Source organism: Fundicoccus sp. Sow4_F4 (assembly GCF_052116145.1).
In the GTDB taxonomy this organism is placed as follows: domain Bacteria; phylum Bacillota; class Bacilli; order Lactobacillales; family Aerococcaceae; genus Fundicoccus.
The window spans coordinates 116,443-141,452 of record NZ_JBQKLQ010000005.1 but is presented as its reverse complement, the minus strand read 5'-3'; the positions used below and the strand labels follow the sequence as shown (position 1 = coordinate 141,452).

Sequence of the window (25,010 nt, the reverse complement as noted above, 5' to 3'; positions counted from 1 at the left end):
TTGGGGTTCACTACACATTTTGGTGGCTTTTTCTGGTACGGTTAAAGATAAGGTGAGTGGCGAAATAAAGGAGTACACGGAATCCAACCTGAACAAGTTTCCGGACAACGAAACTGTAGAGAAATTCGATACCGCTGAATATCAGATTTTGATAGTCGTCGAAAAATATCAGACAGGGTTTGATCAGCCACTGTAGCATACGATGTATGTTGATAAAAAGCTGACTGGCATCAAGGCTGTTCAGACACTTTCGTGCGTCAACCGCTCGTGCAGGGGCAAGACCGAAACATTTATTTTGGACTTCGTCAGCTCCCGCGAAGACATCGAGAAGGCGTTCCAAGACTACTATCAAGCGACGGGCGTGGCCGAAACGACCGACCCGAATGTCATCTACGACATTAAGAATGTGCTTGATAGCTTTATGATTTATCAGGATAGCGAAATTGATGCTTTAGCCAAGGTTTTCTTTAAGACAAGTAAGCAACAAGGCAACATTGATTTGGCTAAGTTGAATGGTTTTATCGACCCCGCTGTAGACCGCTATAACGCCCTGACCGAGGAACAAGACAAGATGGATTTCAAGGGTGCACTGGCGAAATTCATCCGCCTATATTCATTCCTCACGCACATCATAAGCCTCGGCGACGAGAACCTTCACAAGTTCCATGCCTATGCCAAGTGCCTGCTTCGCAAATTGCCAAAAGACGATACGGAACACACCCCCGACATTGGTAACGACGTTATGCTTCAATATTATCGGGTACAGAAAGTATCTGAAGGCTCCATTGTGTTGGCGAACGAGGATGGTCTTTTGAAACAGAGAACCTCTGGAGGCGGCTTGCCGCTTGAGGATGAAAAAGAGGTTCTGTCTGCCATCATTCAAAGCCTAAATGAACGGCTTGGCACGAACTTCACCGAAATGGATAAGGTTTTAGAACAGTTCGTACAAGATATGGCGGGCAACCAAGAAATGGTGTTGCGTTCTAAGAACCCGCTCGACCTCTTCAAAATCATCTACGACAACACCATAATGGATGTGGTGCTGGGACGTATGACAAAGAACCAAGAGTTCTGTGAGAAATACCTTGAGGACGAAGAATTTAGGCGTGAGGTCGACAAGGTACTGCTGCCACTTGTTCATGAACGGCTATCGAAAATATAAGCCAAAGGCTGATAAGAAATGAGGATGAAAATCATGGAAAACGCCATTGATAAAGCGTTATAAAAGGCAGGAAATCCAATTAAAAAAGAGAGGAGGTTATCACATGAACGGCCATAAACCAATAAACGCCCGCAGGATTTCTGTTGTCGGATTTTCATTTCTCTTTGCCTATATTCTGTCGTTTCAGTTTGAGGGGCAGGTGCTGTACAGCCTGCTGGATTTGCGTGAAACAGACACCGACCGTTACATACTGGCTGCAATTATCGCACATTTTGCGGGGCTTTTTACCTGCGGTCTTTTTGTCAAATCACAAGCGGCCGCCAGAAGCATGATGCTCGGCGGCATGGGCTTATGCTTAGCCGCTTCTGTTCCCTTCTTTTTTGCTCCCTCCTCTCTATGGTTGGGCGGACTGATCGTCAGCGGATACTTTAGCGGCTGCGCGGTGGCGGCATGGGGATTTTTTCTCAGGGCCTTTACTCCCAAGGACGAACGCATTAAATCCTGTGCCGACGTTCTGATTTATTCTAATTTGCTGATGATTGCAGTCAACGTGTTTGCCATGAATCGCTCACCGTTTGTCGGGCTAAGCCTTACTATGCTTTGCCTTGTGATCGGTATAGCCTTCATCTGGATGCTGCCTTTGGAGCAAGATAATGAGAAGAACCAAACATTTAAAAATAAAACGCATGGCGGCATTAAAAGCCAACTGATATTGCTGTGTCTTTTTGTCTTTATCATCACAATTAATTCTGGACTGATGTATCAGGTAATAAATCCTGCTTTTGAGCATCTGACGGGATTGGTGAGCTGGTATTGGGCCGTGCCTTATATCGTAGCGCTTGTTATTATGCGGAACTTACCTATTAAAGCAAAGCGTTCCAGAATTTTGTATATTGGAATGGCAATGATTATAGGAGCGTTCATCAGCTTTATGTTGTTAGGGCGAAAGACTTCTGACTATCTGATTGTCGATACGCTGATGCTAGGTGCTTGCGGTATTTTTGATCTGTTTTGGTGGAGCATCCTTGGAGAAATGCTGGATTATAGCGACAACCCCACACAAACCTTTGGAATTGGACTTTCTGCCAATGTATTCGGAGTCCTTTGCGGAGGCTTCTTGGGAATGTTTGTAACCTCTATTGGGCTTCCAAGTGCGGAGGTTGCGGTGATTGCCCTTACTGTGGTTTGCGTTACACTGGTTATGCTGCCGCCGCTGAACAACCAGCTTGTCTTACTGCTGAAAAGCCATGCTTATCTTGCTGCTTATGACAATATGGGCCAGTCACAGCAAACGGACATTGTTCGTCAAATTAAAACTCTTGATCCGCTGACTGTCCGGGAGCAGGAGGTATTGCAGCTAATCCTTTCAGGCAAATCAAACCGGGAAATTGCCGGGGCTTTGTTTATCAGTGAGAGTACTGTAAAAACACATGCAAGGAACATTTTTTCAAAATATGATGTAGGTAGTCGGGCACAACTCATAAGCACCCTGCTGAAGAATCAAACGATTGAATGATACATAAAACCACATAAATACAGGGTTCTATTGGCCTCTCATACTTTAGTATGAGAGGCTTTTTTCTGCAAATTCATCATTTCGAACGATGCTTTTTGAGGCACCCTTCCCTAAAATTTATACTGAAGGGAGGTATGATGCAAATGAAATTAATCCGCAAACGACGCAATGAATATGTTTTATTGTTCACGGCCAGTATTAGTTTGGCGGTGTGGCTCGGCGCTACATTTATGTTAGAAGCAGTTTTCGCCTTTGGATCTATCAGCCTTATATCTCTCCTGTTATTGTTGAGGCAGAGTCGTCTGCTCTATGACGCAACACTCATTTGGGATAATCGCATCCTCGCAGTGCCATCGGCTCTTATCTCCATACCGGGCCGCCAAATAAAAAAAGACTCTGAGGAAACTGTAGTATCTACCTTTGGTGTGTTAATTGGCAGCAGAATCTACCGATGGGGTCTCGACGGGGTACATGGCGTGCGCCTGAGCGCCGTTCAAATTGATAAGGAGCGGATGTACCTGACCTTTGGCGATAAGGATCAGATCATGCGGGTAGAGCTGCTGCACGGTATGCTTCACAAACAGATGGTTGTGGAGGCCGCACAAAAGCTGTGGCACGAAACAGGCGTACGGGCGGAAATCACCGGATGGTAACACAAGAAGCAAAATATAAACCTTGGAGGTAATGCAATGAAAAAGTATGTGTCTTTATTTCTGGCGCTTATTATGATTTTTACCCTTGCCAGCTGCGGCGGTAAAACAGAAGAAAACACCACGGTATCCCTTCCCGCAGTTGCCACAGAACGCGCCGCCGTGGAACAGGCGGGCGCGATAGCGACACAGCAGTACATCATAGCCCGGCTCAAAACTGAGGCGCTGATTGAGTATGACATTGAAAATGGCAGTATAGACGAGCTGAAAGCTATGACTGCCGACACGCTTGAGGCATGGCGGCTCTGTGAGCTGGCCAGCGTCCAAGCAGCGGAATTGGCAGATTATGCTCAAAGTCTGCGCAGCTCCGCGTCTACGCAGGCGGCAACCACGTCCTATACCTCATCAAGCCCTGCGGGGATTGGTCTATTTACTATGGTGGCCTACGCAGCTGAGGAAAACGCCGCTGTGAAATGGGCAAAGGAGCTGACCGAAAAATACGACTCCTACCCTTCAGGCCAAAAAATCAAGCAGCTTTCGGAAAACCTTGGAACCGATGCAAAAAATGCCTTTGCCCAGCTTAAAATGGCGCAAAACATTCTGGAGGGCGAAGCCTATTCTGCCGAAGGCGATACGATGCAGAGCTTCGAGAACGCGGCTATGGCGACAAAGACCGCTTGCAAAACAGGACTATATATTGGTGGCGTAATCGCCAGCGGAGGTACAGCCACGGGCATTTTAGAGGCAGGAGGCATGGTCATCAGTGGCGTTGATACCATTGTGGACATCGCTTCCACCGGGAGCACCATCATCCTTGGCGAAAATAATAAAGTGACAATGGCTGCCAACGACCTCAAGGATATTGTGGGCCCCATCGCATCTATCGCCGGAGGGGTCAACGTGTTCAGCGGAGACTCGATCAAGGCAGGAATAAAGGCCGGTGCAGAGTTTTCAAAACAGATGGGGTCTTTGGATAAGCTCAACTATATCGGGGAGAGCGTACTGGATTTAGTCAGCGAGGGAAAGATACTTGGTGGCACGATTACCGTGGGCGATGATGGCGAGACCACCGTAACCATGACCGAGATCAGCACAGAAGGGAAAACCCCCGATGAGATGGCAAAGGAATTAAAGGAAGTGGGTCTGCCCGTGCCGGAGGAAGCAGAGCCTAAGACCGCCGCAGAGCTGGCAGAGGAAATAGAGGAAGAATACTATTACACCGAGGAAGAGCTGAATGAGGTCATAGAAAATCTGCGAAATCTGCTCTACGAGATGTTCTTGGATTCCGAAGAATCTACCGCTCCACCGTCTGAGGAAATGGAAAAAGGAAAGACTGGGCTTTCCCTCGACGATATCGCCGGGACTTATTCTATGAACACCTATTATGACGGCAAAGAACAGCAGCATACTGTCGTGTTCACAAAGAACGGAGATAAATTGGTGGCATCCAGCGATGCTAAAGGTGAAGAACCTTTCGAATTATCCTATGATCCGGCTTCGGGAACAGCTTCATATGTTCAAAAGATTCCCCATGAAGACAGTGAAATCACAATAGATTCAAAATATACTTTTATCCTTGAGGATGGGAGTACAAAAGTAAACGGTGAAACGACTATGTTATTTAAAGACGAAACAAAAGATGGACCCCGGTATGAAGGATACAAGACCGACTGACTGGAAGTTGGCTTGCTATAACAAGACTTTTAGGAGGTAATCTTATGAAAAAGACATTAATTATATTTTTATCATTGGTACTTATGTTCACCTTCGCCGCTTGCGGTGAAAAAAACGACGATAAATCAACGCCCGAAAGCCCCCCACCCGCCGAATCAGGCAATGCTCCCTCCGACAAGGCGGGATCAGATGAAAACAGGTATTACGGTATCGGAGAAGTAGCCGAGGCAAACGGGCTTTCCATCACCATTGACGGAACGGAGCCTTTCGATTATACAGGTATGATTTCAAGGCCGAAAGATGGATTTGAATATGTGAAGGTCTGGTTTACGTTTACAAACGCATCCAACGAACCGGTGGAATCCCCCGACAAGAAGGATCTCTATATCATCTACGAGGAAGGCCCCACTGGTGATGACAGCGACATGACCTCGGAGGAAAATTCACAGGTGCTGCCGGATGTTGCCGACAGGAACCAGCGGTATATGGAGGACGAGATAGAGCTTTCACCAGGTGAATCCGTCAGCGGCTGGATGGTCTATCAGCGGCAGATCGACATAAGCGAGGTCACCATGCACTATTACTCCGGCTTTGTCAACGTAGCGCCGGATTTGAGGTTCAGGTTCTCTTCCCCCACTGGGGCTGTGCCCTCTACGTCGGTCACTCCTGAAGCAACAACGGATACCGAGCCTGCGCCAGTTGTGGACTATACCGGCTTTAGTATTGATGAGATAACAGGTACTTACGAAGTTGAAGGCATGGGTAAACTACTACAGATAGAGCTGTACAAAGCAGGCGACATGATGATGATGCGATTTTCAGATGGAACAGAAACAGAGTATGAGTACGACCTTAACTTTGGTGTGGCAACAAGGTACGCCGAGTTTGATGACGGTCATACAGTTCTTACCATACTGACCTTCACTCGGGATGAGGATACTATACACATCGCCATTGATGAAAGTCTCACATATGAAGACGGCTCCTCAAAGTTCGGCAGTTACGAGGGCGACAGGGTCTATTAAAAAGTTCCCTTCGGGGCGGAGAGGAGGAGTAAAATGATTAATGATAAGGCGATGGATAGCGGCGGTAAAAAAGTCATAACCGCAATACTGATTGCATTGAATTTGATGATGCTTGTAATAGGCATTCTCACCATACCACCCAATCTGCAGTCAGCAGAAGTAAATGATTCTCCTGGGCTGAGTGCGGAGCAAACTGTACCCGCCACACCACCTCAGGAGGAAGAATTTCCACCCGTCGCTACGGAAAGCGGCAGTGTTGTCAAACCGGAGGAAACAGATTCCAGCTTATCCATTGAGGAAAAAGACACCAATTTATCCATGGAAGAAACATACGCCAGCTTGTCCACAGAGAAACGCCCCGATTTAGCGGACTTTCTCTGGTACACAGAAGAGGTGGCTTATGACGGTCTTCCATCGGATGCGAATATTATCGACAATATCGGATCGCTGACCGGGAGTTGGAAAGCACTGATTATTTATGACCCCAATAACGAATACGACGCAGGTGCTATGGAGTTTTTAAATGTCTCCCTTACAGGTACTGCGGAGAGTCTGACTCTAACTCTCGACTGGTATCAAATTTTTTTGGCAAACGAGGGAGAAAGCGTCGATGAAACGGATATGGAAGACAGCGTATTCATGGGCAAGTGGGAAAATGGCGACCTATGGGCGTCTGGTCCGGGAACCATACATCTGGCGCAGTTCTACGAGCTTAATGGAAAGCAATACGCTGTCGGTACGATGGATACGCCAGACGGGACACCGGCACTGATGGCGCTGGTACGACCATAAGGAGGTGTAATTATGGAAAAATTTTGTACTAATTGTGGAAAAGAGCTTCATACCGGCGCTCGCTTCTGCGCCAAATGCGGCGCGCCGGTTCTTGATGGGTCCGTGAGTCCTGTTCCCGAAGAACAGCCGAGAACTGTGCCGCAGCCACAATTTATAACCGAGGCACAACCTCAAAAACCAATCCCGCCCGTTGCGACACCAAAAAGAAAAAGTGCCGCAGCACCGAAAAGAAACGGCGGGCGTAATGCGCTGTGTATTATATTGTCCGTCTTGCTCGTCATACAGATCGCGGCGGTGGCTCTCTACGGCTGGCCGGGGTTTATGGTGGGCGGCGGCAAAGGCGCGGTTGTTGAGACCGAAAAGGCGATTGTCTCCACGGATAACGCATCGATCACACTGTCCGGTGTGAGGATTGATGTCGATACCTTAAACCTCATTGACGGTGAAAAGGAACTGACCGTCAGCCGCAAAAAACAATCGGTTGACGAAGCCTCCGGACTTACGTCGGTGGAATATGACATTACTCTGGGAGAAATGCATCATCTTTACGCACCGCTTACGGTCACCGTTCCATACAACAATAAAACTGCCGACGGCGGTGAGGTTGTATTAGAGCATTACAATAGTGATTATGGGATGTGGATACCTCAGAGTACCGTCAAAAACGGCGACGGCACAGTTACCGCAAGTCTGACATCCCTTTCACCCGTGAAGCTCGTTTATCTCGGGAGTAATTATCCTGGCGGCGTTTTTTACATTTCCGAAAAAGGTACGAGCAACGCAAAGATGGAGGTAAGCCATCTGTATTGGGATATCATTAAGAATCAGCCGCGAGAAGATGCCAGAGCAATTGTAAAAGACTTCGTAGAAAACGGAAACACGAGAAATTCCATGCCATGGGCGGAAAACATATTTTCGCCCGAGGGCATTGACACAACCAACAACATCTATAGCATCTTTGACGAACTCGTCAACACAGTAAACTCATTTGCAAATCTGACGTCCATGCAAATAGGATTTTCCACCGAAAAGGTGTCAAAGAGCGTCTCTGTTATTGGGCTTGGGATAGCGTTAACACAGCTCGGAATGGATCTGTATAATTCAAACGGCAATGACAGGACTGCGGCAGCGAATCTTTACAAGAACATCTTTTCGAGTAGCGGCTCCTTATTCACCTATATGACCGGGTACGGCTCCTTGCCGTTCAGTGCAGCCTTTGTCGGTGTCGCTGTAGTTGCGTTTGGGCTAGACTCTGGCGTCCAAGCGGCGGGAGAGTATAAGGAAGCAACCAACAGAGCGATATTTGACCAGTATTACAGGGACTATGCGATATTTGACGAACAGTACTGGTACAAACTATTTGTAGAAACATACTGGAAGGAATGGCAGAATGGAACGGCATCGGTAGAAGGGATTGAAGCGGCATATAAAACGGTGCTGGATGCGATCGAAGGATACTCCGAAGAATTTTGGAAAGACGTATTCAGGGAAGGCAGCGACGCGCTGACCTTTGCTGTAGCCGAAGCCGGTAAAACAAACTATTATACACCGACGGAAGAACAGAAGGCAACGTATACCGAGGCACTTAGAAGGGACATGCATATACGGTTAAGAAAAAACGTTTTACCGTGGATAGAGAAATTTCTGCTTGCACAGCAACAGGATGCGCTTTATGCTTCTCTGTATAAGCTTTGCGAGCCATTCAACGAATTCTACAGCATTCAGGTTCAGGAGATTGCGCCGATCGATTCCGGCGATCCGTGCAAATATCAAGAACACACGATACGGTTCGGCAATGAAAGCGGCTTCACTCTTATCGATATACCCGACACATGGACGCTGCATGCGCCGCGGGACGATGACCAATGGGCTGTCAAAAGTGAATTCACATATCTTTCATACCTTCTGGCGGGAGCACCGGACAGAATTATGCTGTTTCCGAAAGACAGCGACGCAATATACCCGGAAGATGCCGTTCTGACCCAGACTTTCACGATGACGGAAAAGGTCACGGTGATTTCACTAGGACAGATGGAGAGTATGGAAACAGAGGATGAGAAAGATGAATACGTTTTGCTTAACATAGATGATGTGGTCGGTACCTATCGGGAGTGCCGCGACGGAGAAATTCTTAGGGATGGAGAAACCTTAATCTTAGGAAAAGACGGCAATGGTTTTGTCTTGGATGGAATTTCCTTTACCTATACATCAGAATTCAACAGTGGGTATGGCCTCTCAACTGTATACGAAGAGGGGGATAAAATTGACATCGAATTTAGCTTTAAGGAAACCGACGGTAAAATAGAGCTTTTTACCTTTTTTGAGATAAATGATGGATGGTCTTGGGCCGGAGATGTATATGTGAAGATAGATTAAGCCAAAGTGAGTCTAGCACGATGAAAGGAGGTAATTTTCATGGCAAGGAAAAAGAACAATAAAATACCACTACCCATCCTCATTCTGATTTACGCATGTCTCTTATTTGCCATCTATAATAGCCTCATTACCATTGCCTTGGGGCTGTGGGGTAACAGAGTTATGGGGACGGTGGATAGCTATAACAGCCGATTGGATGATCCAAGTGCGGGAGAAAATCGGTCTCGCACCATCTCTAAAGGTTATTATTTTATGGTGAATGGTAAGGAATACCGGGGATATGTGATGTACCAAAGCGACGAATCTTGGCCCCGGCTCAAAGACGGTGAAGCCAAAACGAATGCTTCTGCGGATTTCATCCGTACTGATGCTGCTTGCCGCCTTACCCATGCTGCTGTGGTGCTTAAACCTCATTGACAATGCGGCGCTGGACTACACCTACGCCGGAGCGGGTTGCTTCGCGGCTGGAATAGCGTACATCTTTTCTATGGTCACGGCCATCGCGGGGTTGGCCTTTGCGGGGAGGCTCCACCGACATTGCTGGTGTCGGATGCTTGGCTATATACAACTGGCGGCGGTGGTGCTGCTGATCGTTCCGCTTCACTCCTATGCCGCGCTCACGCTGCCGCCGCTTTTTCTGCTTACCGTTCTGCATCTGTTTGGCGTAGGCTGGCGTAAAAAGTGTGACTTCGAACAACAATGAAAGGAGCGTCCCGATGGCAAAGAAGAAAACGAATAAAAACATCCCCCTGCCCATCCTTATCCTGATCTACACTGTCCTGCTGTTTGCCATGTATTCAAGTCTCTCCACGCTGGCTCTGGCGATATGGGGCGACAGCGTTATGGGCACGGTGGACAGCTACGAATCTAGACTGGATGACACGAATGCGGAGCCAAATCGCTCACGAACCGTTTCCAAGGGATATTGGTTTATAGCAAATGGCAAGGAATACCAGGGTTATGTGATCTATAGCAGCGACGAGGCATGGCCGAGCTTAGATGAGGGCGAAACGCGCTCCGAGCGCATCCGCTACCTTAGCTTTTTACCTTATGTGAATAAGCCCGCCATGCTGAGCGAATTTAGCGAGATGGGCGAAGGGGGAATTATTTACCACATTCTCACCCCTATCTATTCTCTGCTTTTGCTGCTGCTTGTCATACGCACAGCCAGACGAGGAAAAAAGAAGAAACCAGCGTCGAGGAAGCCCGCTGCATTTCAAATTATCGAGCAAAGGAGTGATACGTATATGTTTTGTCCCAACTGTGGAAACAAGATTACGAAGGGTATGGCTTTCTGTTCAAGCTGCGGCACAAAAATACAAACAAACGCCCCCGGTGTGTGTACTGCTTGCGGCGCAACGCTTCCGGAGGGAGCCGAATTTTGTATTGGCTGCGGAAAGGCGGTGAATTCGGCAACGTCGGAGTCGATGGAACCACACCATGTAGCAACTCCCGCGCCCCCACAGAGCGGAGCGGGGCTGGTCGGCTTTTCCGACAGGTATAACTGCCCTGAGATACTGGCCGCTGCACAGATAAACAGGAAATCCTCTATTGGCTGTATGTGGATATTGGTTTTCGTGCCGCTCATCGGCTTTCCCATTGCCGGTCTGCTGATGGATGATTTCCCGTTTGGAGAATCCCTTGTCATCGGTGTTGGCATTGCTCTTGTTATGCTGGTCGTTAATCTGCTGGCGTTGAGAAGAACCAAGCAACCAATGTGGGAGGGTGTGGTCGTCAATAAGTATAGCAAGGAGAAAAGCGAACATAGGGGCGGGGAGGATGATAATTACAGAACCTATACGGAATATACCACAATCATTAACACCGATGCAGACAAGAAAAAGACCATCGTGGAAAAGGGCAGCGGGCGGCATATGTATGATTATCTCTCCGTTGGTGACAGGGTGCGGTTTCATCCCAAATTCGGTACATACGAGAAGTACGACAAATCTAAAGACCGTATCATTTACTGCAATGTCTGCTCCATGATGAACCCCATACAAAATGACCGCTGTAAGCGGTGTAATAATCTGCTGTTCAAATAAAAAAGGAGGGAGATTTTTAATGAAAAAATTCAATACATTGCTAGAGGCGGTGGAATTCGCCGTAACACGCTGTAATAGCTGGAGTTTTGCCACTTCCAATGATAACTACGACGTAAAAGGCTTGCTGGTGCTTGCCGAGACAAGCGACAGTGAAAATCCTATGGACGAGGACAGCTTTTATGTGGTATCGCCTGCCGGAGCCATCGGTTTATGCGAGGATGGCGAGGATATATACTGGCTGTTTCTGTCTGACGCTGCGCCGAATGAGGATCTGCCGCTGACATACCAAGCTGAGCCGCAGATAAAGTTCTGCTCGAAATGTGGCTCCGGCGTTGTTCTCGGTGCTCGATTTTGCGGTCAGTGTGGAACAGCGCTATGAAAACAAGACACTCAATTAGCTGCTTAATATTCAATTAAATAAACTCCAACTTTTGGGGTTCACTACAACCATGGCTAAACCTTAAACACATATTTTGGGGTAGTGTTTGATAGTAATTGCTAGTAACTTTATAGTATTTGGCAGTGAGTTTACAGTAACTCTATAGTAATTACCAACATCATTCGAACATAAGCCTACTCCAACATCATATTATCAATCCACAACTTATCCTCGCCACATGTTGAGACGCTTGTGGTTTGTAACATTTCAGCGGAAGAACTCCCTAAGTCTTTAATTGTAGATGAAGTTCAGTTCATTATAATAGTTGTAATTGTAAGTAATATTTTTAAACTTAGTCGACTTTATTGTGCACAGATTATCGGGTGGGGAATTAAATCCTTTGATAATATTGAAATTGAAAGGAGGTTGTTTGATGGATACGTTAAGTAATATGAATAAAGCTTTGGCATATATTGAAGAGCATCTAACTGAAGAAATTGATTACAGTGAAGTGTCGAAAATTGCTTACTGCTCAGAGTATCATTTTAAAAGGATGTTTTCATTTTTATCAGGAATTGGTTTGTCAGAATATATTCGAAGAAGGAGATTAACGCTGGCTGCTCTTGATTTGAAAGATACAAATTTGAGAATAATCGATGTGGCTGTCAAATATGGTTATGATTCAGCTGATTCGTTTTCCCGTGCTTTTCATTCTATGCATGGTATTCTTCCTTCTGAAGCAAGAAGTGAGAACACGCAGTTAAAAGCCTATCCTAGAATGACCTTTCAATTATCAATTAAAGGAGGATGCGAGATGAATTATCGTATTGTTGAGAAAGGGTCGTTTAAGTTAGTAGGATTTAAAAAGAGAGTTGCAATTGTTTTTGAAGGGGTCAATCCAGAGATTGCAAAAATGACTGAACTTTTAACCCCTAAGGTTATTAATGAATTAAAAGCACTCTCAAATATAGAGCCAACAGGTATTATTAGTGCATCTGCTAATTTTTCGGAAGGAAGAATGGAAGAAAAAGGCGAGCTGGATCATTATATCGGTGTAACAACTTCAAGTGATGAAACAGGAAAATTCGATGTATTGGAAATAGAAGCCAGTACTTGGGCTGTTTTCGAATCTGTTGGGCCATTCCCAGAAACACTTCAAAATGTATGGGGGAGGATATACTCTGAATGGTTTCCATCCTCAGGGTACGAGGTTGCGCCGGGGCCAGAAATTTTGTGGAACGAGAGTCCTGACACCGAAAATCCGAAGTACCGAAGTGAAATCTGGATTCCGGTAAAGAAAAATAACTACTAATTATATCACTGTTATGGTTGAGGGCACTCTTTAGTAAGAGTGTCCTTTTTATTAAAATCGCAAAAGAGAATGTTGATATATCTCCACATACAAAAGCTTACAGTGGATATCTTCTATCTAAGAGAAGAATTTTCAGGCTGCTAATATTTAACAGGTATTCTATCGTTTTGAATTTAGAAAACAACTATGCTTCACGCCAAATGAGATTGGATGAACGAGTAGATGACATAGAGAATAAACTAGATTTTGATGAATTCAATGAAAATGAACGCAAAATATGGGCTTATTTATAGGGAAATGATCGGATTACAGTAAAAATAACTGCTGAATTAATTGAAATGATTACAGAGACAACTAGAAAATTTTTTTTAAAATGTTGGAAAAAGGAGCAGTTGGATGGCACGGTAATTCAAAGAATGATCCCAAACAATACTATTCGCTTCGCTAATAGAAATTTTTAACCTTGTTAGTTTAATAGTAATTGAGAGTAGATTTTGTAGTAATTTGACAGTAGTTTGCTAGTAATGACTAATGTCATTTAACTAGATCCGCTTCCAAAATATCAAAATCAATCCAAAGCTTATGCTCAACACATGTGGAGACGCTAGCTTTGATGTCAAAAGTTGCACCCTGACAAGTAAATAAAGTGTAGAAAACAGGGGATTATTCTAAGATTATCGTTAAAAGGTAATGTTAGCTTGGGATACCCCTTGTTTGTTAGGTGAAAAATTATGTAAGAGGGAACATACATATCTAAGAGTGCAAGCATACACCAGGAAATGAATGACATGAAAAATGCACCCCCTTGCACCCCCCCTCTTGAAACGAATATCATTTTTTTCAGAACACTCATTATGTTGTAAAAAGAAGAATAAATATCAATAAAGTAAAAGCGAAGTATTTTTAGAAAGCGACTAGTACGGTAAATGCACATAAAAATCTAAAACTCTAATGCCGTATAAGTGTTGGTTTTAATTTAAGACTTGAATGAGGTTATTGATTCATGTTCTTAAACAATTGATAGAGTTCATCACCAGACTCAGGCATTCCGCGTTTCATCCATTCAATTAACCAACCGTAGATACCATATGCCCAAAATGACTTAATATAGGCTTCAATATTTTCCATTTCAGGGGTTATTTGTATTGTACGAATAATGGTTTCTTGTATTATAGTCGACATACCAGCATGATATAGAATTGTATAAAAGTCTTTATGTTGTTTATAGAAATCAAATAGAGAAGGAAAAAGTGTCTGGGGTGAAGAATCCGGATTTGATTCATAAAGTTTTCCCCATTCATTTATGAGCCTATCAGATTCTTCCTTAAGAATATCTTCCTTCGTTTGATAGTTACGGTAAAATGATACTCTTCCAACCTGAGCTTTTTTTGTAAGTTCACTAATAGAAATTTCATCTATAGCTTTCTCTTTTAAAAGTTCTAGGAGGGCAAGAGTAATCTGTTTTTTTACATAAGTTTTTTTTTGGTGGTTATTAATATTCATAAGATGATACAAACCTCTTCAATCTGTTTCATTTTGATGAAACACTTATTTCCTCAATAAAGATATGATACACTTGTTACAACGATAATTCAAGTGATATTTATTGTTTGCCTTAGACGAGACAAAATGAATAGTATTTATCAAGAAAGAAAGTTAGCTTATTAATGATTATCTGATGGGGCTTTTAAGGAATACAAAAAATATAGTAAAAGTGAAAAGAGGAGAATTCTAAAGTGGAGGAGAGAACTGCAAAGAAAAAACATAAAGGGCTGAAAATATTTTTCTCAGTATTTGGTGTTTTGATCACGCTACTTATAATACTTTATATTGTCATTACAACAAATACACAGATAGTTGTGGGAGCGATTCAGAAACTGACGTATGGAAATTCCCCCATTAATTCTTATGAACCATTTTATGAACCTATTCATGGAAAAAAAGAAAATGGTCAATATCTCATTAGTGAAATTCGCTATGATGCAGAATATCCAAATAGTTATCTGGATGTAATATATCCTGATGCAAACTTGATGACAAATCGTCCTACCCTCTTCTATTTTCATGGTGGAGGTTTTTTTGCAGGTAGTAAGAACATGGGCGATCCATTAGCAGAGACTGATTCTACTGCTTTATTGGACGATATTTGTGCACAAGGATATAACATCGTGAATGTGGACTATGGTCTCGTTCCCGATTGCCGTTTTCCAGTTCCATTGATTCAAGCAAACCGTGCTTTTGCCTATATGATGGAGCATCAAAAGGAATACCATCTGAATATGGATAATATCATAATCATGGGTTCATCTGCTGGAGCAATTATGACAAGTCAGCTTGGAAGTATTATCACGAATCCTACCTATGCTGAGTCATTAGGTATTGTACCTGTGTTAAATCCGAATCAAGTAAAAGCAGTTGTGTTAGATGATGCACCTCTTGACTATAAGAATTTTAATATTGCAACGAAAATGCTTGTTGGTAATTATGTAAAAGGAAGTATCTATCTATCGAATGATGATATTCTGAAATATAACAACATGGAAAGCTTAACGGCGGAATATCCTAGTGCTTTTTTGCTCGGAAGTGAATATAGGCACGATATGAATGTCATGCACAATAAACTTAATGAGCTTGGAGGTGAAAATATTCTTGTTGATCCATACATAGAATATGGTGAGATCAAAGATCATGGCTTTATTGGTGCAGAGCGCACAGATCCGATTGCAAAGGAGGCGTTTGACCGTTTGATTGATTTCTTGAATGATAAAACGAAATAATGCGTCAGATCATTTCGAATGATGGTCTTATCATCAAGAGGTTTTTTATATTTTGCGTGAATTGATCCATAAGTTAACTTGATTTTATTAGGAGATTTGTTATGAAAAAATTATTGAAAATATTTGGTATAGCCTTATTGATTATTATGATTGTCATTGTGATTATAATCAGTGTGCTGTTTATCAAAGGCAAGATGGACGAAGGAAAGGCATATCTTACCGATGAATACTATAAGGATTTTAAGAGTGATTCGATGGTTGAAATGAAGTATTCCAATCGAGGTGATTTTGAAACAGCATATACAGAATTCGACTCTGATAACCAAAGTATCCAAAAGATACGCATCTGGTATCCAAAAGAATTGGAGAATACGAATAAAAAGTACCCAATGATACTCGTAGTCAATGCGAGTAGTACTAGAGCAGTCAATTACAAACCCTTTTTTGATAGACTGGCAAGTTGGGGATTTATTGTAGTTGGCAATGATGATCCGCAAACGGGGACAGGTGAGACGGCTTCCAAAACGCTGGATTTTGTACTTTCTCTTGGGACCGAGAGTGTGTTATCGGATAAAATTAATCAAGAAAATATTGCTATCATCGGTTACTCACAGGGGGGAGCTGGAGCGTTGGCAGCTGTGACAAAGTATGAAAACGGCAAAACATATAAAACAATCTTCACAGGAAGTGCTGCATATCCATTACTCGCTACGAATATGGGTTGGGATTATGATATAAGTAAAATAAGAATTCCATATTTTATGGTAGCGGGAACAGGAAAATCAGATGATGCTGGTGTAGAAGATGTTACAAAAGAATTTGCGGGTGTGAGTCCTTTAAAGGATATGATTGAGATTTATGAAAAAATTCCTGAAGATGTTGCAAAAATTCGTGCGAGAGCATCTGGTGCCGAGCACGAGGATATGCTTGAACGTTCTGATGGGTATATGACTGCTTGGATGTTATATCAGCTTTATGGGGATGAAGAAGCCAAAAAATCCTTTGTTGGTGAGCAAGCAGAGATATTAACCAATACAAATTGGCAGGATATCGAGAAAAATCAATAATAAACTAGATTTCAAGGAGAATTAGTATGGAAGCCATTTTGAAAAAAAAGAAAAAACGAAAGTTTAAAATAGTAGGTATAATTTTTTCAATCATTATAGTACTACTTTTAGCCGTATTTATTACATTGAAGATGACATTTCTCAAATCATTCCCTGAATTAACGGGGGATCCAGAAATAGGTAAATGGTATCGTGTTACACCTGAGGGGACAAAATCCTCCGATGGGAGCGAGTGGCATGGGATTTTTAGAAAAGGAACTGAAAATAAAGTCGTTGTCTATTTCTTCGGTGGTGGCGTAAGTATTAATGATGAGACTTCAAAAGGGGGCAAAGAATTTTTTGCTACCAACATGATGGGACAGGATTTTGTTGCTCAATTAGGAATTGGGTCTGATAGCGATAAAAATCCATTCAAAGATTGGTCTTTTTTGGTGATACCCTATGCTTCTGGAGATTTTCATACGGGAACAGGAGAGTATACCTATACTGAAGATGGAAAAGAAAAAACAGTTTATCATCAAGGGTATACAAACTATTCCAACTTTGTTAATGAGGCTAAAAAGTACATTGATGAACCAGATACATTGCTAGTTACAGGATTTTCAGCAGGAGCGTTTGCAACATCCTTATTAGCAGATGATGTGATAGATAGATTTCCATCTGCTAACAATGTGACTGTTGCAGTTGATTCAGCATTAATCTTATATGATGATTGGAATAAAACAGCTGTGAACTTGTGGAAATCACCTGAAAAGATTTCAGAACCTTTAAAAGGAAATAATATAGTGTTGGATAGCTTGAATGCACTTTATCAAAAAAGAGGCGATAGAGTTAAAATTTTGTTTGATTCTTCATACAGGGATGATACACTGCTCCAGTATCAATCCTATATAGATAGTGGGGAAATGGCGAATACGAAAGAATTAGGAGACCAATACCAATCTCATTTGAAGACAATGGTAGGACAATTACAAGAGGACATTCCAGGAATAGGTATTTATATTTGGAGTTTAAAAGAAGATCCTAAAACTCAAAACACACAGCATACCATACTTAATGGAGACCCATTCGATTCATTAGGAAATGAGAAGAACATTATTGAGTGGATTGATTCAGCGGTAAATGGACAAATAGAAAATTATGGGTTGGAGCTGTTGGATAAAAGTCTTTGATAGAACCATAATTACAAACACTGTAGGATTCTATTACCGAATTGGCGGATAAAGTGAATTAAAAAAAATTCAACTTTAAGACGGTGATATTTTGTGAGCAAAACAAACAAGTATAGCTCAGGTAAGATTAGTATATATGATAAAGTCTGTGAGCTCTGACAATTTAATAAAAACAAGTCAAAGGCTTATTCAAAATCTATCGTTCAATGTTATCGATAGTTTGGAATAGGCCTTGTTTTTTTGTGTGGTGATATAGGGATAAGTGAAAACATAGCAATAATATGAGAGGGGTGAAACTGGGAAATGGATAATGGGGAAATACACTTCCCAGAGAATGAGAATATTTATATAAGAAAGTTTCCCTTATTGCATGGAGGAGATATGACTCTACTCAAATGGATATAATTACCTACACCTAATAGGGTGAAAAGTGCTTGAAATAAAGGGCTTTGAAATTTGAATATGAATCAAGGTGACTCTAGCGAATAAGAAAGCTAGATTTTTTTATTTTAGGGGTGTCATTCCAATAGCGGGGTGTCAATAAATTTATGCGGGTGTCAAAATAACTAGATATACTTGACTTAGGGGATGTTTAGAGTGATGTATGTAAGCAAAGGAGACTATTTAGAAATACTTGAAATGAAAACAAGATGCTGTTATTGTTGTATACAGTTCAGTTAACTGAAGGTCCAGAAATTTTGTGGAACGAGAGTCCAGACACTGGAAATCCAAAGTATCGAAGCGAAATCTGGATTCCGGTAAAGAAAAAAGACTATTAATTACACCGATTTTTATGATTGAGGGCACTCCTAGCAAGAGTGCCTTTTTCGTAAACGGTACGATTGGTGGATATGTTCCCACGAACGTACGAAATAGTCGACATATTTCCACATACGAGCCTTTTGTTAAAATTCGCAAATACATCAATTGTATCAACTCGTCCCATGTGGAGTGTATAGTATTGATGGAAAAGGTTGGGGAATAAGAAAATATCAATATTAGTAATAAGAGCTATCCGTGATGATGAACTTGTTAATTGAAACAAGTCTACTGTCACGGATTTTCTACATAAAAGAAGGGCTATCTTTATTGAGGTTTTGATTAAATTGATATGAAGCAAGAGACGACTTTAGAAAAGATAAAAGGAATACAAGCAAAAATTAAAACACCATCTCTACTTATCAATCAACATTAATACGATGTATTTAATACTTGTAGAGTGTTTGGCTTTGTTGGAAAAGAAAGATAAGTAAGAACGTAAATAGCTCACAACTCTAGACCTGAAAGAAGTCAGGGCTATTTACGCAGAATGCAAGATGGATCGCAATGGAAAATAACACGCTAATTTAAACACTAAAGGAGGCAAGTATGACTAAAAACATCAAACTTTCGATGCCTGACGGATGCGACAATGCTCCGAGAAAGCTAATTCTGAAAGATTTCAGTCTCGCTTTTGTAACCAATGACGAAGCTATTTTAGAAGAAAATATGTCTGATAAAATCACTTGGGAAATTATTGGAGAGGCCACAATCGAAGGAAAGAAAGCCATCCTCATTAGGACGGCCGAATATCACAAAGGCAAAATCACCGAATTAATCCTTCACGATATTATTACTCACGGAAGAGTGGCATCAGTGCATGGAAAAGTAATCGGCACTGAAGTAAATTATGATTTTTGCTATGTGTATAATTTTACCGGCGCTAGCAAAACGGCCAAAATCAAGGGAATCACGTCCTACATTATTCCAAAATAATTAAAAATCGGTGCCACATGACAGCCTTACTAAAGAGAGAGGCATTTTCAGCTGTCATTGCTGTCATCCTTTTTACAAAAGCACAGTCCTTATTGAAGAAGCATCCTTGAATGGTGAGAATGAGAGGATCAACGAGCTGATAGAATTAATCCGTAATAACAAATACCGTACTCTGAGATATAATGATACCCTTGTAAGGAAGATTATCCAGAATGTTACTGTTTATGATGACCGCTTTGTCATATGCTTTAAATCTGGCATTGAAATGGAAGTATGAAAGACGGATTCAAATAGCCCATGACACTGGAGTAGAGTTGTGGGTTTTTCTTTTGATTTATAATTGTGACAATATTTTGTTTTATGTTTTGAAAAATCTAATAAGTACATGAAAAGGGTGTAAATATGACAACCACTGTATATTCTATTCGTCATGCCGAATCGAATCTAGATAATCATAATGATTTTACGAGAGAACTTTCTCCGAAAGGGCTATCTGACCGTCAACAAATTATCGATTACTTTAAAAATATAGAACTTGCTGCTATGTATTCAGTCCTTATAAACGCTCAATAGATACGATACAACCATTATCAAATCAAAAAATGTTGAATATAATTACTGTTGAGGACTTTAGGGAACGGAAAGTTACTGACCAGTGGATTGAAAATTTTGATGAGTTTTCTAAAGAACAATGGGAAGATTTCAATTATAAGTTTTCAGATGGTGAGAATTTAAATGAAGTTGCACTAAAGAATGTCACTGCTCTTGAGAATTTGTTAGAGATTCACGTGGGACAATCAATTGTTGTTGGAAGTCACGGAACATCTCTCTTTACGATAATAAATCATTATACTGGGAAATTTTCATTTGAAGACTTCAATAAAATTAAAGGAATTATACCTTGGCTAGTACAATTTAATTTTAATGGAAGCAAGTTAATTGGAATTGAGCATGAGTATTTTAGAGGATAATGCACATTTAAACCATGTGGAGTGTGTAGTATTACTTGAGAGAGTTCGAACGGAGTGAGTTACTCTCTCTGCTGCGAAGCAATAGTATAGCTGATGGAAAAGATTAAAGAGTAAATCATTGTTAAGTCAGCTTTTGGGATATGTTTATAATATTCAGAAGGCTGATCTTTTAGTATAATTGAAGAATACTAATGATTCTATAAATAAAAGGAGGGCGAGTTTTGGTATTAGAAAATATATTAGGTATATCTGATTCTGTAGAATTAGCAAGAGTGGAAGAAATGATGAGTAAAACCAAGGCAATATAACTATTTGATAGTGGTTTATTGAATCAGTTAAAGCTAGGAGAGGTAAACTCTTTATACACGATTCACCAACTTTTATTTGGTGATATTTTTGAATTTGCTGGTCAAACACGACTCGTTAATATTACAAAAGGAAATTTTAGATTTGCACCTATCATGTATTTAGAAGTTGCTTTAAAAAATATCGAAAAAATGCCTCAAACTACTTTTAATGAGATTGTTGAAAAATATGTTGAAATGAATATCGCACATCCTTTTCGAAAAGGTAATGGTCGTAGTATGCGAATTTGGTTAGATTTAATTTTTAAGAAGGAATTAGGACAAGTGGTAAACTGGAGTCTAGTTGATAAGGATGATTACCTTTTAGCGATGGAACGAAGTCCAATTAAAGATATTGAAATTAAGCATCTATTAAAGAATGCACTGACTGACAAAATTGATGATCGAGAAATGTATATGAAAGGTATTGACCACTCATATTATTATGAGGGATATACTATCTATAAATCAGAAGAATTAGACTTAGAAAGAGAATAATTTTAAACAATAACATAATACTCAATTGATCAAATCACACTAAGTCTTGGATCTAGAAACATGTGGCGTGTGTTACTCAATCAGCTGAGAAGCGATAGTATAGCTGTTGGAGAATAAGAAAGCATCAATATTTATAATAAGAATTATCCGTGAATTTGAACTTTTTTTGAAACAAGCCATTGTCACGAAATTTATATTCATATTAACAATGTCATATGCAGAAATAGTCAAAAGAGAACTGTACAAAACTAATGACAAAAGAATAAATCCACTTATCAAACAAAATATGCCAAATAGTTCTTTGGTATCAAAAACCTAAGTTGTGCTAATCGCATGACGGCAATCGAACAAAATTGATAACAACAGCCTTTCTAGAAGAATTGGTGGCTTATGTTGTAAAGTATATTTAAACAGCGTTCAAAGTTGCACTAATAGTCAATAGTGGTAATTTGTGTTGAATATATTTATTTGTCATTGACAGTCAGAACGACAAATGATAATATTTTATTCAATTACTAATCTTAATTTAATTAAGCTAATAACATTATTACTTTGAAGAGAAGAGTAACTGAGGAAGTCCTTTTAAGAGAGCCTGGATGGTGTGAAAGGGTATGGATTGAATGAGTGAAGATGAGCTCTGAGTTTTCGAAAGGTTAACGCTTTTCGAACGGGTGCAACCGTTATATTGCCGGGTCTCATTGATATTAATCAATGGCACTTATTGAGATAATAGCTGTGAGGTTATTATAAATTTAGGGTGGTAACACGGTTGAACCGTCCCTTTGTATGTCCAATTAATGGTGCATTCAAAGGGGCGGTTTTTTTGTCTGTCGAAATATTTGATAGAGAACTGATTAGTAAAAAATCGTAGGGAATAGAGGTGTTATTGTGAACTCAACAATAAACAGTCCGAGCTTGCTCTTTCATAATTGGATGATAAATACTTTTTAGGCATATTTGATCCGGAGAATAACAGAGAAATCTTTAAAGAAGAGAATTGAGGCAGAGCATCATGAAGCAACAATTGATCCTCGTTACTGGGGGGAATTCAGGAATTGGTCGCGGGTGTGTAGAGCATTTTATCAAAGAAGGGCATCTTGTAATTAATTTAGACCGTCAACATAGTCAGGCGGAAAGTTTAAGTCCAAATGAAATCCAAGTCGCAATCGATTTAAAGAATGTCAATGATATCACAGAAGCTATTGAAGAAGTCATTGCTGAACACGGTGTGCCGACTGTGCTAATCAATTGTGCTGGGATATCTAGAATGGATTTTACGATTGAAAGTAAATTGAAGGATTGGGAAGACACGTTTAAGATTAATGTCTTTGCGGTGAGTGAGTTAATGAAAGTAGTAGCGAAAGCACTAATTAAGCAACAATTGCCAGGACGCATCATTAATATTGCTTCTCAAGCAGGTAAGAATGGTTACCGTGGTCTAAGTTCTTATGTGGCTTCTAAGCATGCGGTGATTGGGTTGACCAAAACGGCAGCGATAGAATTAGCTAAGAACGATATTCTGGTCAATGCGGTCTGTCCAGGGATTGTCGAAACGCCAATGAAATATCGTGAAAGAATTGAAGGTGGGGCTTTACGAGGGATGACTGCCGAAGAAGTTTATGCAGAAGATTGTTCACAGGTTCCATTGGGGCGTACCGCTGAAGTGGCTGACGTGGTAGGGGTGATTGAATTTCTTACGAGAGGTGAATCCTCTTATATGACGGGACAAGCAATCAATGTTACCGGCGGGATGACGATGCATTAAAAGGAGGCGAGACATGATGTATAAATCAGATTTATTTGAGAGTGAAATTGAAGCTATTTGGGAACAAACAATCAAATGGCGACGTCACTTACATCAATATCCTGAGAAAGCCCATGAGGAATTTGAAACCGCCAATTACATTGAACATGCCATCAAACAAATTAATGAACGTCTCTTTGTGGAAAGGCTACTGCCGACAACTGTGCAAACTACATTAGTAGGAAAATATCCTGGAAAAAGGATTTTGTTGAGAGCAGATATCGATGCCTTAGCTGTTTTGGAAGCGACCGATCTACCCTTTAAGTCACTGAAACCTGGCTTGATGCATGCTTGTGGCCATGATGGACATACTGCCATCTTGCTTAGTGTGCTTGCTATACTAGCGCCTTATCAGGATAGACTATCAGGAGACATCGTGTTTGTCTTTCAAGCTGCTGAAGAAGTGGCAGGTGCAAGGGAACTAATCAAAACAGGGTTTTTAGAAACGATTGATGAAGCTTATGCGCTGCATCTATGGCCAGAATTAGAGGTTGGCAAATATCAATTAGCGAGTGGGCCCATTATGGCTGCCGGCAGTTGGTTTGATATTACGATTAGAGGTAGAGGCGGACATGCTGGTCGACCACATGAGACGGTTGATCCAATTAATGCGAGTCTGAATTTATTGTCATCGATTAAGACACAATTGAGTCGCAAGATTAATCCTTTAGAGACGCATACTTTTTCTGTCACTTATATTCATTCAGGTGAGGCAACGAATGTGATCCCCAATAATTTAAACTTTGGTGGCACAATCCGTACATTAAATCAGCAGCTTCTATTAGAGATTAGAAAAATCATAATTGAAACGCTTGAAAGCTATGCCAAGCTCTATGGCTTTGAGTTTGAAGCGACGTTTGAGATTGATGGTCTGCAAGCAGGGGATGCGCCGTCCGCTCCACTCATCAATGACGAGCGCCTAGTGAAGCAATTAAGTGAAAATTTAAGTAAGCATTATGGAAAGGTTGTCGAGCCTTTTACACCAACTTTAGCTGGTGAGGATTTTTCTTTTTACGCTCAAAAGGTACCCGTTGCTTTCACGATGGTCGGAGCAGCAGAACCTAAGGAATCTGGAGAGGTTAAAGCCAATTTTGGTTTACATCATCCTAAATTTACATTCGATGAGACCGCCTTAAAGTGGGGAATTCGCTTGTTTTTAACAATAACTTTAACAATGATAGGAGAACATAACTAATGGAAAAAATTGCAAGTTTTACAGTAGATCACTTAAATTTGAAACCAGGTTTATATTTATCACTTGAGGATCAAGTCGGAGGGCAAGTGATTAAGTCTTATGATTTACGTTTTACGGCCCCGAACGTTGAACCAGTCTTGAATACAGCAGAAATTCATACGATCGAACATTTAGCCGCTACTTTTTTACGTAATCATGCGGAATTTAAAGATGAAGTTATTTATTTTGGACCAATGGGCTGTCGGACAGGATTTTATTTAATTCTGACCAATCAAGTTAACCCAGCTGATACATTAAGATTATTGAAAGAAACGTTTGTTTTCTGTGCGACCTATGAAGGTGAAATTCCAGGTGCAGCAGCTCGTGACTGTGGTAACTATTTAGATCAAAACTTACCAATGGCACGCTATTTTAGCGAGAAATATGCGAAGACATTGGATGGCGTGACAGATTTAAGCTTTAGTTATTAATACTAGCATGCGGTCGCTAAAGGTCA

Annotated in this window: 21 protein-coding genes, 1 pseudogene and 1 other annotated feature; of the genes and pseudogenes, 20 read left to right on the top strand and 2 right to left on the bottom strand. The window is 41.2% G+C overall.

Features of this window, described 5'->3' with window-relative positions:
* The first annotated feature begins 202 nt into the window (after nucleotides 1-202).
* From ACTQ5J_RS08930 to ACTQ5J_RS08895, 8 genes are all read left to right on the top strand, one after another.
* On the top strand, nucleotides 203-1,162 hold the full coding sequence (locus tag ACTQ5J_RS08930; protein WP_441752444.1) for a hypothetical protein: 960 nt from the start codon (nucleotides 203-205) through the stop codon (nucleotides 1,160-1,162).
* A gap of 103 nt (nucleotides 1,163-1,265) precedes the next feature.
* Complete coding sequence (locus tag ACTQ5J_RS08925) at nucleotides 1,266-2,678, top strand: LuxR C-terminal-related transcriptional regulator (protein WP_441752443.1); 1,413 nt, start codon at nucleotides 1,266-1,268, stop codon at nucleotides 2,676-2,678.
* A 143-nt stretch (nucleotides 2,679-2,821) separates the two neighbouring features.
* Nucleotides 2,822-3,331, top strand: coding sequence for a hypothetical protein (locus tag ACTQ5J_RS08920; RefSeq protein ID WP_441752442.1), 510 nt, complete (start codon nucleotides 2,822-2,824; stop codon nucleotides 3,329-3,331).
* Nucleotides 3,332-3,367: 36 nt separating this feature from the next.
* Nucleotides 3,368-5,002 (top strand): hypothetical protein, encoded by a 1,635-nt coding sequence (locus tag ACTQ5J_RS08915; RefSeq protein ID WP_441752441.1) that lies wholly within the window; start codon nucleotides 3,368-3,370, stop codon nucleotides 5,000-5,002.
* A gap of 44 nt (nucleotides 5,003-5,046) precedes the next feature.
* Nucleotides 5,047-6,027: a DUF4352 domain-containing protein gene (locus ACTQ5J_RS08910; protein WP_441752440.1), complete on the top strand. Its 981-nt coding sequence runs from the start codon at nucleotides 5,047-5,049 to the stop codon at nucleotides 6,025-6,027.
* Between the two features lie 33 nt (nucleotides 6,028-6,060).
* The gene (locus ACTQ5J_RS08905) at nucleotides 6,061-6,819 is read left to right on the top strand and encodes a hypothetical protein (protein WP_441752439.1); all 759 of its coding nucleotides are present in this window, start codon (nucleotides 6,061-6,063) and stop codon (nucleotides 6,817-6,819) included.
* Between the two features lie 12 nt (nucleotides 6,820-6,831).
* Nucleotides 6,832-9,195, top strand: coding sequence for a zinc-ribbon domain-containing protein (locus ACTQ5J_RS08900; RefSeq protein ID WP_441752438.1), 2,364 nt, complete (start codon nucleotides 6,832-6,834; stop codon nucleotides 9,193-9,195).
* A gap of 39 nt (nucleotides 9,196-9,234) precedes the next feature.
* Complete coding sequence (locus ACTQ5J_RS08895; protein ID WP_441752437.1) at nucleotides 9,235-9,612, top strand: hypothetical protein; 378 nt, start codon at nucleotides 9,235-9,237, stop codon at nucleotides 9,610-9,612.
* On the opposite strand, the gene ACTQ5J_RS08890 is transcribed toward ACTQ5J_RS08895, so the two are convergent.
* The gene (locus ACTQ5J_RS08890) at nucleotides 9,599-9,940 is read right to left on the bottom strand and encodes a hypothetical protein (protein ID WP_441752436.1); all 342 of its coding nucleotides are present in this window, start codon (nucleotides 9,938-9,940) and stop codon (nucleotides 9,599-9,601) included. The genes ACTQ5J_RS08895 and ACTQ5J_RS08890 overlap by 14 nt on opposite strands.
* On the opposite strand from ACTQ5J_RS08890, the gene ACTQ5J_RS08885 reads away from it, so the two are divergent.
* The 3 genes from ACTQ5J_RS08885 (at nucleotide 9,912) to ACTQ5J_RS08875 (ending at nucleotide 12,931) form a co-directional block, all read left to right on the top strand.
* Entirely contained in the window at nucleotides 9,912-11,240 is a 1,329-nt protein-coding gene (locus ACTQ5J_RS08885; RefSeq protein WP_441752435.1) for a zinc ribbon domain-containing protein, read from the top strand. The two genes, ACTQ5J_RS08890 and ACTQ5J_RS08885, sit on opposite strands and share 29 nt — an antisense overlap.
* 19 nt (nucleotides 11,241-11,259) lie before the next feature.
* Nucleotides 11,260-11,619 (top strand): zinc ribbon domain-containing protein, encoded by a 360-nt coding sequence (locus ACTQ5J_RS08880; RefSeq protein ID WP_441752434.1) that lies wholly within the window; start codon nucleotides 11,260-11,262, stop codon nucleotides 11,617-11,619.
* Between the two features lie 433 nt (nucleotides 11,620-12,052).
* Nucleotides 12,053-12,931: an AraC family transcriptional regulator gene (locus ACTQ5J_RS08875; protein ID WP_441752433.1), complete on the top strand. Its 879-nt coding sequence runs from the start codon at nucleotides 12,053-12,055 to the stop codon at nucleotides 12,929-12,931.
* A 993-nt stretch (nucleotides 12,932-13,924) separates the two neighbouring features.
* On the opposite strand, the gene ACTQ5J_RS08870 is transcribed toward ACTQ5J_RS08875, so the two are convergent.
* Complete coding sequence (locus tag ACTQ5J_RS08870; protein WP_441752432.1) at nucleotides 13,925-14,434, bottom strand: TetR/AcrR family transcriptional regulator; 510 nt, start codon at nucleotides 14,432-14,434, stop codon at nucleotides 13,925-13,927.
* Nucleotides 14,435-14,667: 233 nt separating this feature from the next.
* Between ACTQ5J_RS08870 and ACTQ5J_RS08865 the strand changes: the two genes are divergently transcribed.
* The 9 genes and pseudogenes from ACTQ5J_RS08865 (at nucleotide 14,668) to ACTQ5J_RS08825 (ending at nucleotide 24,984) form a co-directional block, all read left to right on the top strand.
* Entirely contained in the window at nucleotides 14,668-15,708 is a 1,041-nt protein-coding gene (locus ACTQ5J_RS08865) for an alpha/beta hydrolase (RefSeq protein WP_441752431.1), read from the top strand.
* A 101-nt stretch (nucleotides 15,709-15,809) separates the two neighbouring features.
* Complete coding sequence (locus tag ACTQ5J_RS08860; protein ID WP_441752430.1) at nucleotides 15,810-16,775, top strand: poly(ethylene terephthalate) hydrolase family protein; 966 nt, start codon at nucleotides 15,810-15,812, stop codon at nucleotides 16,773-16,775.
* Between the two features lie 26 nt (nucleotides 16,776-16,801).
* Nucleotides 16,802-17,947, top strand: a complete 1,146-nt coding sequence (locus tag ACTQ5J_RS08855; protein ID WP_441752429.1) for a pectin acetylesterase-family hydrolase — start codon at nucleotides 16,802-16,804, stop codon at nucleotides 17,945-17,947.
* Nucleotides 17,948-19,315: 1,368 nt separating this feature from the next.
* Nucleotides 19,316-19,702: a hypothetical protein gene (locus ACTQ5J_RS08850; protein WP_441752428.1), complete on the top strand. Its 387-nt coding sequence runs from the start codon at nucleotides 19,316-19,318 to the stop codon at nucleotides 19,700-19,702.
* Between the two features lie 602 nt (nucleotides 19,703-20,304).
* A complete protein-coding gene (locus ACTQ5J_RS08845) occupies nucleotides 20,305-20,673 on the top strand; it encodes a histidine phosphatase family protein (protein WP_441752427.1) in 369 nt (122 codons plus the stop codon).
* 221 nt (nucleotides 20,674-20,894) lie between these two features.
* Nucleotides 20,895-21,515 (top strand): annotated as a pseudogene (gene fic, locus ACTQ5J_RS08840) (protein adenylyltransferase Fic).
* A 543-nt stretch (nucleotides 21,516-22,058) separates the two neighbouring features.
* Nucleotides 22,059-22,300: a binding site (T-box leader), on the top strand.
* A gap of 227 nt (nucleotides 22,301-22,527) precedes the next feature.
* Nucleotides 22,528-23,280 carry an SDR family NAD(P)-dependent oxidoreductase gene (locus tag ACTQ5J_RS08835; RefSeq protein WP_441752426.1) on the top strand — a complete coding sequence of 251 codons (753 nt, stop codon included), beginning with the start codon at nucleotides 22,528-22,530 and terminating at the stop codon, nucleotides 23,278-23,280.
* Nucleotides 23,281-23,293: 13 nt separating this feature from the next.
* Nucleotides 23,294-24,514, top strand: a complete 1,221-nt coding sequence (locus ACTQ5J_RS08830; RefSeq protein WP_441752425.1) for a M20 metallopeptidase family protein — start codon at nucleotides 23,294-23,296, stop codon at nucleotides 24,512-24,514.
* Entirely contained in the window at nucleotides 24,514-24,984 is a 471-nt protein-coding gene (locus ACTQ5J_RS08825) for an S-ribosylhomocysteine lyase (protein ID WP_441752424.1), read from the top strand. Before ACTQ5J_RS08830 ends, ACTQ5J_RS08825 begins: the two co-directional genes overlap by 1 nt.
* Nucleotides 24,985-25,010: the final 26 nt, after the last annotated feature.